The sequence below is a fragment of the Ruegeria sp. CL7 genome (assembly GCF_056536445.1).
On the sequence record NZ_JBQFPQ010000001.1, the window covers coordinates 415,215 to 432,521 of the forward strand.

Here is a 17,307-nt window from a genome sequence, read left to right on the forward strand (position 1 = left end):
GCACGGGCCATGGGCGGAGCGGGGGGCTTAGTGATCCCGGTTCTTCAGCAGTTTCAGTGCCGAAAGCAGGTTTGCCTTACCATCGGTCCATGGCAGCGCTCCGTCGGTTTCGACGATTTGCCAGTTTCCATCCTGCGCAAAACTCTCAATTCGGGATTTGTCGGGGCTCAGGATCACAACGCTGCTGGTGGCGGCTCCGGTTTCAACCTGCTCTTTACCCACGGCCAGCTGCTGATGCGCAGCGGTCAGGTTCAGGCTGTCGGCAATTCGGGCCAAAGGCTGGACCAGATCGTAGAACCGGTTTGTGATGTGGAACACCAAAACCCCATCATCGGCCAGACGGCTGGTGTACATCTCTACCGCCTCGCGTGTGATCAGGTGAAGCGGAATCGCGTCCGAGCTGTACGCATCCAAAACCAGGATATCGAAGGCAAAAGGCTTCTGCTTCAGAACGATCCGGGCGTCACTCAGATGGGTCTCGGAATCGGGCGTGCATTCCGACAGATAGGTGAACAGCGAAGGGTCGCGTGCGATCTGGTCAACGGTCGCGTCGATCTCGAAGAAGTCCCAGTTTTGAGCAGGCTGCCGATAGCAGGCCAGTGCACCTGTTCCAAGACCGACAATTCCGATGCTGTTGGATTGCTTGCCGAAGTCCGACGTGATGACCTGCGCCATCGGTCCTTCGGGGTGATAATAGGACAGCGGTGTGGGTCGAGTGCCATATTCGGATTCGCGTTGCCAGCCATGCACCGTGGTGCCGTTCTTGTAAAGACGGTAGCCCTTGCTTGAATACACGGAATGCACGCCGAAAAAGCTGCGATCTTCGAACACCGGATTGTTCTTTACCGCAAATGCGGGAAGCAGAACGACGGTAAGAACCACAGGGATACGCATGGCCTGCGCCCGGAACAGGTACAGCACTGCGAATATCAGCACGAACAGCGCGCCTGCTCGCGGGATATCCGCGCTCAGCGCCGCGACGCCGCGTGTCGCACCTGCGATGACGAGGATGAAAACACTTGCCGCGATGCCCATGATGACATGGCGAAGGGCAAATCCCGGGGCGCGGACAAGAAACAAGCCTCCGGCCAGAATCATGGTGATTGGCGCCTCCAACTCACGTGTGAAGGCAATTGGCGCAACGATCGAGTTGAACAGCCCGCCAATTGCTCCGCCCATGGAAAGGGCGATGTAGAACACGGTCAATTGCTCGGCGGATGGGCGCATGTCGTACAGCAGGCGGTGCGCAAAAAGGGCGATGATGAACAACACCGGGACATAGAGCAGAATAACCACCGGCGCGTCATGCTCGCTGACCACCTTGGACACCAGTAAGACACCCGCCGCCAGCGCCGCCAGCATGGGCAGGTTCAAGGCATCAAGCGTCAGGTGTTTCCATTTGGCAAACGCGATGATGAAGGACAGGATATAGACCGCCAGCGGAACAACCCAGATCAACGGGAGAGCACCCAGATCCGTGCTAACCCGCGTTGTGAAGGACAGCATCAAGGAAGAGGGGATGAAGGCGACGAACACCCAGACAGCGATCTGCCGCAGGGTCGGGAAACTGGCCTTGAGCGCCGTTTGAACCGACGGCTTCGTGTGCCGTGATCCCCGCAAGGCGATCATGCCACTGCCAAGCAAAAGCGCGCCGAACAGCACGAAGCCGACCAGCCAGGCACGGCTGATCTCGGCTGCGCCAAAAAATGGATCCGCAACCAGGGGGAAGGCCAACAACGCCAGCAAGGATCCGACATTGCTGGCGCTGTAGAGGAAATACGGATCATCCGCCGAAGGCCCGCCCGACCTGGCGTACCAGGCCTGCAACAGGGGCGCATTTGCCGACAATACCGCAAAAGGTACACCCACACCTACGGCGAACAGGCCAAGCGTTTGCAGCGCGGTCGAGGTCGCGGCGTCATAGCTCCAGCTTTCGCTGGTGGACAGCGGCAGGAAAGTCAGCGCCGCCACCCAAAAGGCAAAATGGGCGATGATCTGCCAGCGCAAGGGCAGAAACTTGGTCAACAGGTGCGCGTAAACATACCCGAATATCAGCACCACTTGGAAAAACAGCATAGCCGTCGTCCAGACCGCCGGGGCGCCGCCGATTTTTGGAAGAACCAGTTTGGCAAAAAGCGGCTGGACAAAGAACAGAAGACTGGCGCTCGTGAAAATCGCCGCACAGAAGATCGCAATGGTTGCCGATCCGAATCTGGACGTTTTGGGAACGTCTAGGTTGGAAACACTCACGTTTGCCACCCGGGTTGTTGTGTTTGATGAAGGAGTGAAGCGGGGATTCCGCCCGAATTATGGCTCAACCCAGTGAAATGTTTGGCTTCTGGTCGGATTGTTCTCCAAAGCCAGGATAAAATGGGCGTCATCAATTCTGGCAAAGCTTTGCTGATGCCAGACTTGTGATTGTCAGATTTCCAAAACCTGTGAGAATTGGAGTGAATATTACAGAAGGAATACCGACATGCGTAGCTTGATACTTGCTGCAATTTTTTCGCTCGGAGGGGCTTTGGCCGCCATGGCTGACGACATCATCAAAGTTCAAACGAACAAATCCGTAGCCGAGGCGCTGGATGCGCTGGAAGCAGCGGTTGGCAACGCAGGGGCCACTGTCTTCGCCCGTATCGACCACGCGGCCGGGGCGGAAAAGGTCGGTACGCCCATTCCGGCCAATCAAGTGCTGATTTTCGGCAATCCTGCGCTGGGCACGCCGGCCATGCAGATCGATCCGCGTGCAGGATTGTTCCTACCGCTCAAGGTGCAGGCGTTTGAGGATGGGAACGGTCAGGTCTGGTTGGCCTATGAAGACCCCAAGGAAACGATGGACGAGCTGGATGACGTCGAAAAGTCACCTGTAGTCGAGAAGATGCGCGGTGCGCTCGCCAAGTTGACCGCTGCGGCCGCGGGTTAGACCTTTTGGGTCATGTGCTTGCGCTTTTCACACGCGCAAGCGCGTTTCGCGCGATCAGGATGTGAAATGGCAGGATCGCAGCCAGGTACAGGCGCCCGCCAAGGTTATGGCGTCGGACCCATGTGGCCAGCGAGATGCGGCCGTTTTCCGACAGGACGGACACCCGGAAATCCAGGTGGCGATCGTTGAAACCTGCGATCACCTCGGTCCTGCCATCATGTTCAACCGGGAAGATCCCCAGCTTGTCGTCAGCATCCGGGCCGGTCGTGCTGAGGCCAAAGGGTGTCACCAACAGGCCGCGCAGCCGAACCAATGCCAGCACCCATCCGGGGAACGCGGTGATGATTTCCGCGGCCCGGCGCGGCGGAAGATTGGATTCAACACTGAAGCAGTCCAGAAAGTCGCCGGTTTTGAACCGTTCGTTCAGCAGGCTGTGCGCGGACAGTTCGGAACGCTTTACCGGCGAATGAAACATAAAGCTATCCTCTGAGCGTGGTCAGAGCCTCTTTCAGATCAATCGCTCCATCATAAAGCGCGCGGCCGGAAATGGCACCGTTCAAAGCTGCGCCACAATCGCGCAGGGCGATCAGATCGGCGATCGAGGACACGCCGCCAGATGCGATGACCGGAATATCGACCGATTTGGCAAGCTCTGCGGTGGCCTCGACATTGGGGCCCTGCATCGCGCCGTCCCGGTTGATGTCGGTGTATATGATCGCAGCCACGCCCGCGTCTTCGAAGCTGCGGGCCAGATCGGTTACCTGAACGTCGGTTTCTTCGGCCCAACCCTTGGTGGCAACCAGACCGTTGCGCGCGTCGATGCCCACGGCGACCTTGCCGGGAAAGGCTTTGGCCGCTTCGCGCACCAGATCGGGGTTCTCGACCGCGACCGTGCCCAGAATCACTCGGGCCAGACCTTTGTCGATCCAGGTCTCGATGGTGGCCATGTCGCGGATGCCGCCTCCCAATTGCGCGGGCACGTCGCAGGCTTTCAGAATCGCTTCGACCGGGGCGGCGTTGACCGGCTCACCTGCAAAAGCGCCGTTCAGATCGACCAGGTGCAGCCACTCGCACCCGGCCTCGACAAAGGCGCGGGCCTGCGCGGCGGGGTCTTCGTTGAACACGGTGGCCTTGTCCATTTCACCACGCAGCAGGCGCACGGCATTGCCGTCTTTGAGGTCGATGGCGGGGTAGAGGATCATGTCGGGCGGCCCTATATCTGTGTTGCACGCGCGGGATATCGCACAGGCGGGGCAGGGGATGCAACGCGACGCTGGGTCATTCTTGCCCGCAGCTGGTTGCCGGGTCAGACTGCCATCAAAACAGGGAGACAATCATGAAGAAATTTACGTTTGCAGCGGGTTTGATGTTTCTTGCGACCAGCGCGATGGCTGCGGATCCCGTCGACGGTCTGTGGAAGACTGCACCCGGTGATACCGGCGGCTATCTGCATGTGACGATTTCCGGATGCGGCAGTGCGATCTGCGGAACCATCGACAGCGCCTTTGATGCGGATGGCAACGAGCAGCTGGAATATGAAAACCTGGGCAAACAGATCATTTGGGACATGGTGCCCGATGGCGGCGGAAGCTATGATAGCGGCAAGATCTGGGCACCGGACCGGAACAAAACCTACAATTCAAAAATGTCACTGGACGGCCAGAACAAACTGACCGTCAAGGGATGTGTGGCGGGCGGTCTGATCTGCCGCGGTCAAATCTGGACGCGTGTTCAGTAAGCCTCAGGGTTTCCAGGTCAGGAAGTTGCCCAGCATGCGCAGGCCAACGTCCTGGCTTTTCTCGGGGTGAAACTGCATTCCAACCATCGTGTCGCGGCCAATGACGGCCGTGACCTCCTGCCCGTAGTCCACATAAGCCAATCTCTGTGCCGGGTCGGACACCCGGAAGTGGTACGAGTGGACGAAATAGGTGTGATCGCCGGATTTCACCCCGTTGAACACCGGGTGATCGCTGTCCAGAACAAGATCGTTCCAGCCCATATGCGGAACTTTCAGCGATGTGTCTGACGGCTCGATCCTGACGACATCGCCGGCAATCCAGTCCAGACCATCCGTTTCGCTGTATTCATGGCCCTTGGTTGCCATCAACTGCATGCCCACACAAATGCCCAGAAACGGGCGGCCTTTCTGTTCGACCGCCTCGACCATCGCGTCATAGATGCCCTTGTGCCCACGCAATTCGGCAGCGCATGCCGGAAACGCCCCGTCGCCGGGCAGAACCAAGCGATCCGCGCGTGCCACAACATCCGCGTCCGAGGTGACGACAACCTCACCGGCGCCGACCTCTTGCGCCATGCGCTGAAACGCTTTTTCCGCCGAGTGCAGGTTGCCGCTTTCGTAGTCGATAATGGCGGTCAGCATTTACAACGCGCCTTTGGTCGACGGAATCGCATCTGCCTTGCGCGGATCGGTTTCAACGGCGTCTCGCAGCGCGCGCGCTACGGCCTTGAATGCGGCCTCGGCGATGTGGTGGCTGTTGAAGCCGTGCACCTGGTCGATATGCAGCGTGATGCCGCCATGGGTGCTGAGCGCCTGAAAGAACTCGCGCACAAGTTCTGTATCGAATGCACCGATTTTCTGCGTCGGCAGGTCCACATTCCAGATCAAATAGGGGCGGCCGGACAGGTCCAGCGCACAGCGCACCTGAGCATCATCCATCGGTAGGTGGCATTCTCCGTACCGCCGGATACCCTTTTTGTCGCCCAGGGCCTGCGTCAAAGCCTGCCCCAGCGCGATGCCGGTATCTTCGACCGTGTGGTGATCATCAATGTGGTAATCGCCCTTGGCGCGGATCGTCATGTCGATCAGCGAATGGCGCGCCAGTTGATCCAGCATGTGATCAAGAAATCCAACTCCGGTCTGGTTGTCATACATGCCGGTGCCATCCAGATTGATCTCGACCGAAATTTCGGTTTCGGCAGTCTGGCGGCTGATCTTTGCGCTGCGCATGGGCGAATTCCTTTTGCTACAGGCGCGCTTATAGACGGGGAAGGTCGGGGGTTTCCAGACCGCGCGTTGCGATCGCTGCAAACTGTTGCAGGGGATTGCACCCGGCTTGGCCCCGTGTCAGCTTGCGAACAACACGAACCGATAGGGTCAAACCATGTCCACCTGCGTTTTCATCCAGATCCGCTGCAAGCCCGGCACCACCTACAAGGTCGCCGAGGAAATCGCCCTGCGCGAAATCCACTCCGAACTGTATTCCACCAGCGGTGAATATGATCTGCTGCTCAAGCTCTATATCCCCGAAACCGAGGATGTGGGTCATTTTATCAATGAACACCTGCTGGTGATTCCCAATATCGAACGCTCGCTGACCACAATGACGTTCAAGGCGTTTTAACCCAGTTCGAATGAGGTGACGCCAAAGACACGGCTCAGATCGATATCCGGCGCGTGGCCGGAATACATCCGGGCCGTTTCAAAGACCTTTTCAAGACCCAGCGCATCCGCCAGCGCAAAGGCGGCGGCGTTGGGCCGCGGCATGTCGATGAACACGTCATGCGTGGCGTGATCGTCGGGGATGGCTTCCAATACCGAGGCCAACAGGGCTTGGGCAATCTCGGCGTCGTCCGCGAACAACGGCCCGATCTTGTATCCGCTTTGACAGGGCCGCAGGGTCGCATAGCCCCGGATCACCCCGTTCTCGGCAATCACGCGCGAGGCGTGGCTGGGCGCGCTCAGCCAATCGCGAAGGAAGATGTCGCGCGGGGCAGGGAACATCTGCCGGTCATAGGCGGCTAGATCGTCCGAGAGGCTGTTCAGCTCCTCAGCCCGCGCAGCTGGTTGCGCCCCGAGCGCGGCCAGAATCCCGCGTTTTGTCCCGCCAAAGCGGTAGTTGTTATAGGCAAAGGAAAAACCGGACTTGCGGTAGTTATCCTGCTGCTCGACGACCCCATCCAGGCCGATGTTGTCCGCATTGCAGTTTTCCAAGGCGTGCCGCCAGATTTTCAACCCGTGGCCCGATCCGCGAAACTCGGGCCGGACGATGTAGAACCCAAGGAACGCAAAGGCGTCATCATACTGAACGACCGAGATGGAAGCGATCATCTCGCCATCCAGGAACCCGCCGAGAAACCCGCGGGTATCCGTGCCGTGGAAGCAACGAGCATCGTGATACCCCGGGTTCCACCCTTCGCGCCCGGCCCAATCGACGGCCTTTTGCACCTCGTCAACGGTAAGAGGGCGGATGACGTAATCAGACATGGGTGAATCCTGCGTTGGGCAATGCAACCAGAATGACGCAATGTCATGTGAAGAACCAGCATGTCTGGAGAATTTTGTATCTGGAGCGGGCGAGGCGATTCGAACGCCCGACCCTAACCTTGGCAAGGTTATGCTCTACCCCTGAGCTACGCCCGCATCAGATACATATGTGGTCCGAAGACCTCTCAATGGAGCGGGCGAGGCGATTCGAACGCCCGACCCTAACCTTGGCAAGGTTATGCTCTACCCCTGAGCTACGCCCGCGCCGTTGAGTGAGGAGGGATTTATAAATTCCCACGCGGGGCTGCAAGCGGAAAAACACAAAAAAGAGGAAAAATATTTCGACGGAACCTGGCATCCGGCCCGTTCAATCTCGAACACGGATCAAAAAAGGACACAGGCAGAGGGGCTTTCATGATTTCTGTTGCAGACATGAAGATAATGGCGCTGGCCGCAATGATCTTGCTGGTCACCGCGATGCCGAAATCGGACGATCACGAACACAACCGGATCACGCCCGTTTTGTTGAAAGCGCCCCTTGTGATGACGACGGATCTGACCGGATAACACCCGCCAGCCGACCTACAGCGCCAGAATCAGGTTGGCGATGGCCGCAACCAGAATGGCCAGGAACGTCAGGCTCATGCCAGCCTGCCGCAGGATGACGATCTGGGGCGTGCGCCCGAATCCGTACGCGTGCAGCAGACGCCCGGCCAGCAACATCAAGCCCAGTATATGCAAAAGCAATCCGCCCGCTCCCTGCAATTCCACCATGGCGATCAGCAAAAGGGCGATAGGGGCGTATTCGGCGCAATTGGAATGTGTCCGTATCGCCTTGATCATCAATTTGCTGCCCCCATCCCCGACTGAGATTTTGTCGCTGCGGCGCTGAAGGATCACTTTGACGCTGAGTGCCACGTAAAGAATAGCGATCAGGGCCGCATAGATCGGGGTGATGGCAAGCATGGTGGGTCTCCGTTCCAGCATAGAAAAAGGGCCGCGCGGTTTCCCGAGCGGCCCTTTGAACTGTAACCGGTTCGGCAGGTTATTCCAGCTCGACCAGAAGGTCCTTTGCGTCAATCTGGCCACCGGGCTGCACATGAACGGCCTTGACGGTCGCATCGCGCTCGGCGTGGATGCCGGTTTCCATCTTCATCGCCTCGATGGTCAGCAACATGTCGCCTTCCTTGACCTGCTGGCCCGCTGTTACGGCGACGGTGGCAACAACACCGGGCATCGGCGCACCGACATGATCCGGGTTGCCGACCTCGGCCTTGGGCCGCGCCTGCGTGGTCGAGGTGACCAACCGGTTCGGAACCCGGATCACGCGCGGTTGGCCGTTGAGTTCAAAAAACACTTTGACCTCTCCGTTTTCATCCGTTTCGCCAATGGCCTGACACCGGATTTCCAGCGTCTTACCGGGGTCGATTTCCGCGGTGATCTCCTCGCCCGGCTCCATGCCGTAGAAGAAGGTGCGCGTTGGCAGGGTACGAACCGGGCCGTAGATCCGGTGGCGACCCATGTAGTCCAGGAACACCTTGGGATACATCAGGTATCCGTTCAGATCCTCGTCATCGACCTCTTTGCCTTCCAGCTGCTTGGACAGCTCGGCGCGGGTGGCTTCAAGATCGACCGGGGGCACGTCCTTGCCGGGTCGCTGCGTGTTGGGAACCTCGTCTTTCAGCACCTTCTTGATGATGGTCTCGGGGAACCCGCCCGGAGGCTGACCCAGATTGCCGCGCATCATGTCCACGACCGAGTCGGGGAAGGCCACGTCGGTATTCGGGTCCTCGACCTGTTCACGTGTCATGTTCTGGCTGACCATCATCAGCGCCATGTCACCAACGACCTTGGAAGACGGCGTGACCTTTACGATGTCACCGAACATCTGGTTCACGTCAGCATACATCTGCGCCACTTCGTGCCAGCGTTCTTCCAGACCCAGGCTGCGTGCCTGCGCCTTGAGGTTGGTGAACTGACCGCCCGGCATTTCGTGCAGATAGACCTCGGACGCGGGGGCCTGAAGACTGGATTCGAAGGCCGCATACTGGCCACGCACAGCCTCGAAGTAATCGCTGATTTCACGGATGGCCTTGATGTCCAGCCCGGTGTCGCGGTCGGTATGGCGCAGCGCTTCGACCACGGTGCCCAGCGTCGCTTGGCTGGTGTTGCCCGAGAAGCTGTCCATCGCGCAGTCAACTGCATCGACGCCCGCCTCGGACGCGGCCAGAATGGTCGCGCTGGCAATACCGGCGGTGTCATGTGTGTGGAAATGGATCGGCAGCCCGACCTCTTCCTTCAGCGCCCGGATCAGGATTTTGGCCGAGGCCGGTTTCAGCAGGCCCGCCATGTCCTTGAGGCCCAGAATATGCGCGCCGGCGTCGCGCAGTTCTTTCGCCATGCCGACATAATATTTCAGGTCATACTTGGCGCGATCCGGGTCAAGAATATCGCCAGTGTAACAGACGGTACCTTCGCAAATCTTGCCGCTATCGACGACCGCATCCATCGCCACGCGCATGTTTTCGACCCAGTTCAGCGAGTCGAAGACACGGAACACGTCAATTCCTGTCGCCGCCTGACGCACGAACTCCTGCACTACGTTGTCAGGATAGTTCGTATAGCCCACGCCGTTTGCGCCGCGCAGCAGCATCTGGGTCATCAGGTTCGGCATCGCCTCACGCAGGTCCCGCAGGCGCTGCCACGGGCATTCCTGCAAGAACCGATACGCCACATCGAAAGTCGCGCCGCCCCAGCATTCGACCGAGAACAGCTGCGGCAGGTTCGCCGCATAGGAGGGAGCCACCTTGATCATGTCGATCGAGCGCATCCGGGTCGCCAGCAGAGACTGGTGCCCGTCGCGCATGGTGGTGTCGGTGATCAGCAGTTGGCGCTGCGCCTTCATCCAGTCGGCCACCGCCTGCGGGCCCTTCTGCTCCAGCAGGTTGCGCGTACCCATCTGCGGTTCGGCCTTCAGCGCCGGAGGCCTGGCCTCCTTCAGGTCGGCGCGCGGGCGCGGGCGGTCCTTGGTTTCGGGATGCCCGTTCACGGTGATGTCCGCGATATAGGTCAGAACCTTGGTGCCGCGGTCGCGCCGCTTCTTGAAGGTGAACAGTTCGGGCGTCGTGTCGATGAACTTGGTGGTGTATTCGTTCGACAAGAAGGTCGGATGCTTGAGCAGGTTGATGACGAAGTCGATATTCGTCGAAACCCCGCGGATGCGGAACTCGCGCAGGGCGCGGTCCATCCGAGAGATCGCCTTTTCGGGCGTGGGGGCCCAGGCCGTAACCTTGGTCAGCAGCGAGTCGTAATAGCGCGTAATCACCCCGCCCGCATAGGCCGTGCCGCCATCCAGACGGATGCCCATACCGGTGGCCGAGCGATAGGCGGTGATCCGGCCATAGTCGGGGATGAAGTTGTTCTGTGGGTCCTCGGTGGTGATCCGTGTCTGCAACGCGTGCCCGTTGAGCTGGATATCCTTTTGGCTGGCCATGCCGGTCGCCTCGGCCAGCGTCTTGCCCTCGGCGATCAGGATCTGCGCCTGCACGATGTCGATACCGGTGACTTCTTCGGTCACGGTGTGTTCGACCTGAACGCGCGGATTGACTTCGATGAAATAGAACTTGCCGGTGTCCATATCCATCAGGAACTCGACCGTGCCGGCACATTCGTAATTCACATGCGCACAGATCCTGCGGCCAAGCTCGCAGATCTCTGCGCGCTGTTCGTCGCTCAGATACGGGGCTGGGGCGCGTTCCACGACCTTCTGGTTCCGGCGCTGGACCGAGCAGTCGCGTTCATACAGGTGATAGATTTCACCGTGCTTGTCGCCCAGGATCTGCACCTCGACGTGGCGCGCACGAATGATCATCTTTTCCAGATAACCCTCGCCATTGCCAAATGCGGCTTCGGCCTCGCGACGGCCTTCCAGCACTTTCTCTTCCAACTCTTCTTCCGACTGGATCGGGCGCATGCCGCGCCCGCCGCCGCCCCAGGACGCCTTGAGCATCAGCGGATAGCCGATTTCGGCGGCCTCCTTGCGGATCGCGTCCATGTCATCGCCCAGAACTTCGGTGGCAGGAATGACCGGAACGCCTGCTTCGATTGCTACGCGTCGCGCGCTTGCCTTGTCGCCAAGCGCGCGCATGGTTTCCGCCTTGGGGCCGATGAAGGTGATGCCGTTCTTGACGCAGGCATCGACGAAATCCGGGTTCTCGGACAGCAGACCATAGCCCGGATGAATCGCGTCGGCGCCACATTGCTTGGCAACACGGATGATCTCGTCGATCGAAAGATAGGCGGCAACCGGCCCCATGCCTTCACCGATCTGATACGCCTCGTCAGCCTTGAACCGGTGCAGGCCCAGTTTGTCTTCTTCAGCGTAGACGGCGACGGTTCGTTTTCCCATCTCGTTTGCTGCGCGCATGACGCGGATGGCAATCTCGCCGCGGTTGGCGATCAGGATCTTGTTGAAGTCTGTCATGATAGGTCCCGGTCTTTTGTGTATGGGCGTCTTATTGGGCGGAGAATACGCGCAGGTATATCCGTTCTTCTGGGTAGAACCGGCATGTTATCGCTCGCAAACGCCCTATGATCGCAGCGCCCTTATACTTTTGCTGCGCCGCAGCATCAAATGTTTAACGTTAACTCTCAATCTGACACAGGCTTGCCAGGCCCATCTGGCCCATATTTGCATGCAGGTCTTGCCTGAGAATCTCGATGACATGTGCAGGCCCCCGCGCGCCAAGTGCCGCAAGACCATATAAAAAAGCCCGCCCGAGCATCACGAAGTCTGCGCCCAGCGACATGGCACGCAAAATATCCAGACCGCCTTCGACACCACTGTCGAAGATCAGGGGCAGGCGGGTTGCATCCCGGACAGAGGGCAGAACCTCGATGCTGGCCGGGGCCGCGTCAAATTGCCGACCGCCATGATTCGACACCCACAAAGCATCGACACCGACCTGTTCCAGCCTGCTCGTATCCTCTGGTCGCAGGACTCCCTTCAGGACAAGCGGACCGTCCCAATGGTCGCGCAGCCATTTGACATAGTCCAGATCCGGCGAGGTTCGAAGCAGGTAACCGATATGAGCCGTGGGCGGAAGATTCCCGGGGGTTTCGATATATTTGTCCAGCGTTCGCATATGCGGCACACCGTTGCGCAGCATGCCCATCGCCCAGGCGGGTCTTTGGGCGATCTGCGCCAGAATGCGCGGGGTCAGCTTTGGCGGTTGCCGCAGGCCCGATCGTGTCTGCCTTTCCCTGCGCGATGCAACGGGAACATCCGCGGTGAGGACCAGGGTTTTGAACCCAGCCTTGCGGACCCGGTTCAGCAGGTCTTTTCGAATATCCGGATCCCGGGGCGGGTAAAGCTGGAACCAGGCATTGTCCCCAAGATGCGGTGCCATGTCTTCAGGGCTTTGGCTGGCTACGGTCGACAGGGTATAGGGAATACCCGCCTCTGCGGCCGCGTTGGCAAGCAGTTGCTCGGCGCGGGGCCAGACCAGCCCGGACATTCCGATCGGCGCGATTCCGAACGGCAGCGGATACGAAGCGTCGAGAAACGACTTTGACGTATCAAAGTCCAGCTCGCCATGCAGGATCGAGGGGCAGAGGCGCACGTCATCCAGCGCCTTGCGGTTCCGGTGCAGCGTCGTTTCAATCCCGGTTCCACTGTCGATATACTCCCACACGAAATGCGGCAGACGACGGCGCGCACGGTGTTTCAGATCCGGTATACCGGGATAGGTGCTGTGCAAGTCCATGCAGATTGATCCGACCTGCCATGCGATTCGGCAAGTTTTTTAAGCTGCATCCTTAGGTGGTTGCCGGTTTTTAGGCGACGCATTTTCGGTCTTGTTCCTGGTGCCGCTTGCAACATGCACCTGGTTGCGCCCCTTGTCCTTGGCGACATAAAGCGCATCGTCAGCCGCGCGCATCAGGTCCTGCGGCATGGTGCCGTGGGCCGGGTAATGTGCAACCCCGACCGATATCGTAATGCGCGGCAATACCTTCTCGCCATATCGGACGGTTACGGCTTCAACCGCCTGGCGCAGTTGTTCGGCGCGGGTCATGGCATCTTCGGGGCTGTTGTCAGGCAGGATCAGCATGAACTCTTCCCCCCCGATTCGGCAGGCGACTTCGTCCCGGTCGCACCCCTGTTCCAGGGCGGCGCCGACGGCGCGCAATACCATGTCGCCCGCATCATGCCCATGAGTATCGTTGAACTTCTTGAAGTGATCCACGTCCACCGCGATCAGGCTTAGCGCGGCGCCCGTCTGCTGGCTGCGGCTGATGGACTTGCGCAGCGTCTCGGTCATATGGCGGCGATTGAACAGCCCGGTCAGGGGGTCTCGTACCGATTGGTCGTGAAGCTGATCCCGCATGCGGACGTTGGCGATCGCCATACTGATCTGTTCGGCGCATAATTGGGCCAGCTTGCGGCTCTTGTTGAAGCAGTCTTCGCGCCCCTCAAGTGCCCGCAAATGCAAAAGACCAACGGTTTCGCCATGGGCCAGAATGGGAAAGCAGAAATAGGGCCGCCCGTCATGCGGTTCGGCGTGCTCGCAGACAAAGTCAATCTCGGATGCGCCGAACTCGTAGGTCCGGCCGCGCCGCAAACCCCAGCAACCTTCGGGGTGAATGTGGGATTTATGAGTTCCACCGTTCCAGCTGGCGCAGCCATCCAGCACATCGCGTGAGTTTGAGTAGACATACACGCTGCCTTCGGCCTCTGGCAGGATGTGGGTCATGAAGCGAGACACCATGTCGAACAGTTCATCCAGCGACCGGCTTGATTGCAGCCATTCGTTCAACTCACCCAACAGACGGACCTCTCGGGCCAGGCGCAGCTGCTCGTCCATCAGCTCCCTCTCTTTCTGGGCCCGTTTGCGCAGGTCGCGAACCTGACGACGGTTGGTGCGATGGACAATCAGGATGACAGTCGTCAGCGCCAGCAGGGCGACGCCGCTCAACAGCGCCAGAGACAGGCGAACGCGCGTGATGAACAGGTTCCGCAGGTCGGTTATGTCGGAATAGAACTCGATCGCGCCCATGAACGTCGCATCCTTGATGATCGGCGTATAGACCTCGGCCACATGGCGGCTGCTCAGTTCCGTATCCCGGGAATTGTCGAAAACAAAGGAATCAACTTCGGTAACCGGCTTCTCTTCGTGTTTGTAAAAAAGGCCCCCAGCGGCGACGATCGACTGGAAATAGGGTTTCGTATTCACGAACCCGACGTCGCTGGCTCGGGTCGACCAGAACACCTGCCCCGAAGCATCAAACAGCTTGAAGCGGTAAATGTCCGTGGTTTCGGGCAGTAGCTCCAGAAACTCCTGGTCATGATCGGTCAATGCGTGAAAACGGAATGTCTGTTCAAGATCGTTTAGATGGCTTTCGACCTGGCGGCTCATCCGCATCGCGTTCTTTCGCAGGTCTGCTTCCAGCATGCGATCAACCACTGGCGCAGGGGCGGCATAGATCCCCCAGCCCGCCGCTGCCGTCAGCGCGAGCAGCATCAGGGCCACGCCTATCATTTTAAGCCTCGAGGACTGACCTGTCAGTTTCGCTTGTTTCATATGTCCGCTCCCACAACACACGGCCAAGCATCCCAGTCAGGGTTTTACAGAGAGTTAACGGGGGTGCAGGGCGGTGGCGTGTTTGTTTAGAATTGAACATAAAAAGAAGTGCGAAAAGTCTGCGAACAAGCCGTGAACAAACCCTTTCCCTTCGCGCTTTTCCAGCGTAGTTTGGGGCCATGAGCAGTTTTGACGAAATGGACGCCTTCGAGGGCGCTTCGCTGTCGGCGCGGGCCATGGCCGTGCCGACGTTTGGTGACTACTTGAAAGTTCTGAACCCTAGCCAACGAGAGGCGGTAGAACATTTGGACGGACCAGTTCTCATGTTGGCTGGTGCCGGAACCGGCAAAACCAGAGCGCTGATGTCGCGCTTGACCCATTTGGTAGCAAAGCGAAGAGCCAAGGCTGATCAAATACTTGCGGTAACTTTCACCAACAAGGCGGCTCGCGAGATGCAGGATCGGTTGCGTGAAGATCCCTATCTATTGAAAGAGCCGGTGAGGTGGATGGGAACCTTTCACTCAATCAGCGCCAAGCTTTTGCGCCGGCATGCAGAGCTGGTCGATCTGAAGTCGAACTTCACCATACTGGATACCGACGACCAGTTGCGCCTGCTCAAGCAGTTGGTGCAGGCCGCAAATATCGACGACAAACGCTGGCCTGCGCGGATGTTGCTGGGAATCATCGACGATTGGAAGAACCGAGCGCTGACACCCGACAAGGTGCCAGCCGCCGATGCCGGGGCTTATGACAACAAGGGCATTGAGCTATATGCCCAATATCAGACCCGCCTGCGCGAATTGAATGCGGTGGATTTCGGCGATCTGCTTCTGCACATGGTTACGATCTTCCAGACCCATCAGGATGTTCTGGAGCAATACCAGCGCTGGTTCCGCTATATCTTGGTGGACGAGTATCAGGACACCAACATCGCCCAATATCTGTGGCTGCGGCTGCTTGCGGGCGGGCACAAGAACATCTGCTGCGTCGGCGATGACGATCAGTCGATCTATGGCTGGCGCGGGGCCGAGGTGGGCAACATCCTGCGGTTTGAAAAGGACTTTCCCGGCGCGTATGTGGTGCGGCTGGAACAGAACTACCGCTCGACCCCGCATATTCTGGCGGCTGCGTCGAACGTCATTCGCGGCAATGAAAACCGTCTGGGCAAAGAGCTGTGGACCGAAGCCGAGGAAGGCCACAAGGTCAATCTGATCGGCCATTGGGACGGCGAGGAAGAGGCCCGCTGGATCGGCGAGGAAATCGACGCGATGCAGGGCGGTACGCGCGGTATTCGCCCGATGAACCTTGATGAGATCGCTATCCTCGTCCGCGCCAGCCACCAGATGCGCGCCTTCGAAGACAGGTTTCTGACCATCGGTTTGCCCTACAAGGTGATCGGCGGCCCGCGATTCTACGAGCGGATGGAGATTCGCGATGCCATGGCCTATTTCCGGCTGGTGGTCAGCCCCGAGGATGATCTTGCGTTTGAGAGAATCGTAAACACGCCGAAACGCGGCCTTGGCGACAAGGCGCAGCAAACCATCCAGATGACCGCGCGCGGAAATGGGGTTTCACTGGTCGAAGGTGCTCGGATTGCGGTCGATAACGGGTTGATCAAGGGCAAGGGAGGCAAGGCGCTGCGCGAACTGATCGACGGTCTGGCGCGTTGGAATGCGATGACACGTGGGCCGCGGATCGAGGTGGACGACGATTCGGTGATCGATGACGGTTCGCCCATGCGGTTCGGCGCACCCGAGCATACGCATATCGAACTTGCGCAGATCATTCTCGACGAATCCGGCTATACCGCCCACTGGCAGAACGACAAGACGCCCGAAGCGCCGGGGCGCCTTGAAAACCTCAAGGAACTGGTGAACCAGCTGGACAATTTCGAGAACCTGCAAGGGTTTCTGGAACATGTCAGTCTGGTCATGGACAACGAACAGGACAGCGACGGGGCCAAGGTTTCGATCATGACCCTTCACGCGGCCAAGGGGCTGGAGTTTCCCGCCGTCTTCCTGCCGGGCTGGGAGGACGGGCTGTTCCCCTCGCAGCGGTCAATGGACGAATCCGGGCTCAAGGGGCTCGAGGAGGAACGGCGGCTGGCCTATGTCGGCATCACCCGTGCCGAAGAAGTGTGTACCATTTCTTTTGCCGCCAACCGGCGGGTGTTCGGTCAGTGGCAGAACTCGATGCCGTCCCGTTTCATCGACGAATTGCCGGAAGATCACGTTGAGGTCCTTACGCCTCCGGGGCTCTATGGCGGCGGCCAGCCCGCTGCGGGCATTGAAACCCGCGCGGCCGAAGCGAATGTCTACAACTCGCCGGGCTGGAGACGGATGCAGGCGCGGCAGGGGCAATACGGCATGTCGCAGCCACGCGAATCCCGCAACACGGTGATCGACGCGACCGCCGTGGCCAGTTTCACGCTAGGGGAACGGGTGTTCCACCAGAAATTCGGCTATGGCGCGGTTGTCGGGATCGAGGGCGACAAGGTCGAAGTCGAATTCGACAAGGCAGGCACAAAGAAAGTGGTCTCGCGTTTTCTGACCAACAAGGATGACGTCCCGTTCTGAGGC

The 17,307-nt window shown here is 59.1% G+C and carries 15 protein-coding genes and 2 tRNA genes; 5 read left to right on the forward strand and 12 right to left on the reverse strand.

What is annotated here, in order from left to right; translation table 11 throughout:
• Positions 1-27: 27 nt before the first annotated feature.
• Entirely contained in the window at positions 28-2,250 is a 2,223-nt protein-coding gene (locus ACR0LI_RS02075) for a fused MFS/spermidine synthase (RefSeq protein WP_480717933.1), read from the reverse strand.
• A gap of 226 nt (positions 2,251-2,476) precedes the next feature.
• On the opposite strand from ACR0LI_RS02075, the gene ACR0LI_RS02080 reads away from it, so the two are divergent.
• Positions 2,477-2,923, forward strand: coding sequence for a DUF302 domain-containing protein (locus tag ACR0LI_RS02080; RefSeq protein WP_480717934.1), 447 nt, complete (start codon positions 2,477-2,479; stop codon positions 2,921-2,923).
• Between the two features lie 10 nt (positions 2,924-2,933).
• On the opposite strand, the gene ACR0LI_RS02085 is transcribed toward ACR0LI_RS02080, so the two are convergent.
• A complete protein-coding gene (locus ACR0LI_RS02085) occupies positions 2,934-3,398 on the reverse strand; it encodes a DUF2867 domain-containing protein (protein WP_171630957.1) in 465 nt (154 codons plus the stop codon).
• A gap of 4 nt (positions 3,399-3,402) precedes the next feature.
• On the reverse strand, positions 3,403-4,125 hold the full coding sequence (gene hisA / locus ACR0LI_RS02090; protein WP_152458684.1) for a 1-(5-phosphoribosyl)-5-[(5-phosphoribosylamino)methylideneamino]imidazole-4-carboxamide isomerase: 723 nt from the start codon (positions 4,123-4,125) through the stop codon (positions 3,403-3,405).
• Between the two features lie 134 nt (positions 4,126-4,259).
• Between hisA and ACR0LI_RS02095 the strand changes: the two genes are divergently transcribed.
• The gene (locus tag ACR0LI_RS02095) at positions 4,260-4,661 is read left to right on the forward strand and encodes a DUF2147 domain-containing protein (RefSeq protein WP_480619891.1); all 402 of its coding nucleotides are present in this window, start codon (positions 4,260-4,262) and stop codon (positions 4,659-4,661) included.
• A 3-nt stretch (positions 4,662-4,664) separates the two neighbouring features.
• Here ACR0LI_RS02095 and hisH read toward each other — a convergent pair whose 3' ends face one another.
• Together hisH and hisB are read right to left on the reverse strand one after the other, a co-directional pair.
• Complete coding sequence (gene hisH / locus ACR0LI_RS02100) at positions 4,665-5,303, reverse strand: imidazole glycerol phosphate synthase subunit HisH (protein WP_170343693.1); 639 nt, start codon at positions 5,301-5,303, stop codon at positions 4,665-4,667.
• Positions 5,304-5,891: an imidazoleglycerol-phosphate dehydratase HisB gene (gene hisB, locus ACR0LI_RS02105; RefSeq protein WP_480717935.1), complete on the reverse strand. Its 588-nt coding sequence runs from the start codon at positions 5,889-5,891 to the stop codon at positions 5,304-5,306. It lies immediately after the preceding gene.
• Between the two features lie 154 nt (positions 5,892-6,045).
• Here hisB and ACR0LI_RS02110 point away from each other — a divergent pair, with 154 nt between their 5' ends.
• A complete protein-coding gene (locus ACR0LI_RS02110) occupies positions 6,046-6,285 on the forward strand; it encodes an Lrp/AsnC family transcriptional regulator (protein WP_050602861.1) in 240 nt (79 codons plus the stop codon).
• Here the strand turns inward: ACR0LI_RS02110 and ACR0LI_RS02115 are convergent.
• From ACR0LI_RS02115 to ACR0LI_RS02125, 3 genes are all read right to left on the reverse strand, one after another.
• Positions 6,282-7,148 carry a GNAT family N-acetyltransferase gene (locus tag ACR0LI_RS02115; RefSeq protein WP_480490652.1) on the reverse strand — a complete coding sequence of 289 codons (867 nt, stop codon included), beginning with the start codon at positions 7,146-7,148 and terminating at the stop codon, positions 6,282-6,284. The genes ACR0LI_RS02110 and ACR0LI_RS02115 overlap by 4 nt on opposite strands.
• 81 nt (positions 7,149-7,229) lie before the next feature.
• Positions 7,230-7,304 (reverse strand) — tRNA-Gly (locus ACR0LI_RS02120).
• A gap of 33 nt (positions 7,305-7,337) precedes the next feature.
• A tRNA-Gly gene (locus ACR0LI_RS02125) sits at positions 7,338-7,412 on the reverse strand.
• Positions 7,413-7,562: 150 nt separating this feature from the next.
• Here ACR0LI_RS02125 and ACR0LI_RS02130 point away from each other — a divergent pair.
• Positions 7,563-7,715 carry a hypothetical protein gene (locus tag ACR0LI_RS02130; RefSeq protein ID WP_171167198.1) on the forward strand — a complete coding sequence of 51 codons (153 nt, stop codon included), beginning with the start codon at positions 7,563-7,565 and terminating at the stop codon, positions 7,713-7,715.
• Between the two features lie 15 nt (positions 7,716-7,730).
• Here ACR0LI_RS02130 and ACR0LI_RS02135 read toward each other — a convergent pair whose 3' ends face one another.
• The 4 genes from ACR0LI_RS02135 to ACR0LI_RS02150 all read right to left on the reverse strand — a co-directional run bounded on the left by ACR0LI_RS02135 (position 7,731) and on the right by ACR0LI_RS02150 (position 14,728).
• Complete coding sequence (locus ACR0LI_RS02135) at positions 7,731-8,114, reverse strand: MAPEG family protein (protein ID WP_171630974.1); 384 nt, start codon at positions 8,112-8,114, stop codon at positions 7,731-7,733.
• 79 nt (positions 8,115-8,193) lie between these two features.
• Positions 8,194-11,631, reverse strand: a complete 3,438-nt coding sequence (locus ACR0LI_RS02140; protein WP_171630977.1) for a pyruvate carboxylase — start codon at positions 11,629-11,631, stop codon at positions 8,194-8,196.
• Between the two features lie 160 nt (positions 11,632-11,791).
• A complete protein-coding gene (locus ACR0LI_RS02145) occupies positions 11,792-12,913 on the reverse strand; it encodes an alpha-hydroxy acid oxidase (RefSeq protein WP_480717936.1) in 1,122 nt (373 codons plus the stop codon).
• 39 nt (positions 12,914-12,952) lie between these two features.
• Positions 12,953-14,728, reverse strand: coding sequence for a sensor domain-containing diguanylate cyclase (locus ACR0LI_RS02150; RefSeq protein ID WP_480717937.1), 1,776 nt, complete (start codon positions 14,726-14,728; stop codon positions 12,953-12,955).
• Between the two features lie 179 nt (positions 14,729-14,907).
• Between ACR0LI_RS02150 and ACR0LI_RS02155 the strand changes: the two genes are divergently transcribed.
• Positions 14,908-17,304, forward strand: coding sequence for an ATP-dependent helicase (locus tag ACR0LI_RS02155; RefSeq protein ID WP_480717938.1), 2,397 nt, complete (start codon positions 14,908-14,910; stop codon positions 17,302-17,304).
• Positions 17,305-17,307 lie beyond the last annotated feature (3 nt).

Excerpts from the sequence above, each read along its gene's own strand:
- ACR0LI_RS02140 (WP_171630977.1), bottom strand. The coding sequence starts at position 11,631 with ATGACAGACTTCAACAAGATCCTGATCGCCAACCGCGGCGAGATTGCC.
- hisA (WP_152458684.1), bottom strand. The coding sequence starts at position 4,125 with ATGATCCTCTACCCCGCCATCGACCTCAAAGACGGCAATGCCGTGCGC.
- ACR0LI_RS02115 (WP_480490652.1), bottom strand. The coding sequence starts at position 7,148 with ATGTCTGATTACGTCATCCGCCCTCTTACCGTTGACGAGGTGCAAAAG.
- ACR0LI_RS02150 (WP_480717937.1), bottom strand. The coding sequence starts at position 14,728 with ATGAAACAAGCGAAACTGACAGGTCAGTCCTCGAGGCTTAAAATGATA.
- ACR0LI_RS02130 (WP_171167198.1), top strand. The coding sequence starts at position 7,563 with ATGATTTCTGTTGCAGACATGAAGATAATGGCGCTGGCCGCAATGATC.
- ACR0LI_RS02085 (WP_171630957.1), bottom strand. The coding sequence starts at position 3,398 with ATGTTTCATTCGCCGGTAAAGCGTTCCGAACTGTCCGCGCACAGCCTG.
- ACR0LI_RS02080 (WP_480717934.1), top strand. The coding sequence starts at position 2,477 with ATGCGTAGCTTGATACTTGCTGCAATTTTTTCGCTCGGAGGGGCTTTG.
- hisH (WP_170343693.1), bottom strand. The coding sequence starts at position 5,303 with ATGCTGACCGCCATTATCGACTACGAAAGCGGCAACCTGCACTCGGCG.
- ACR0LI_RS02135 (WP_171630974.1), bottom strand. The coding sequence starts at position 8,114 with ATGCTTGCCATCACCCCGATCTATGCGGCCCTGATCGCTATTCTTTAC.
- ACR0LI_RS02145 (WP_480717936.1), bottom strand. The coding sequence starts at position 12,913 with ATGGACTTGCACAGCACCTATCCCGGTATACCGGATCTGAAACACCGT.
- ACR0LI_RS02110 (WP_050602861.1), top strand. The coding sequence starts at position 6,046 with ATGTCCACCTGCGTTTTCATCCAGATCCGCTGCAAGCCCGGCACCACC.
- ACR0LI_RS02095 (WP_480619891.1), top strand. The coding sequence starts at position 4,260 with ATGAAGAAATTTACGTTTGCAGCGGGTTTGATGTTTCTTGCGACCAGC.
- hisB (WP_480717935.1), bottom strand. The coding sequence starts at position 5,891 with ATGCGCAGCGCAAAGATCAGCCGCCAGACTGCCGAAACCGAAATTTCG.
- ACR0LI_RS02155 (WP_480717938.1), top strand. The coding sequence starts at position 14,908 with ATGAGCAGTTTTGACGAAATGGACGCCTTCGAGGGCGCTTCGCTGTCG.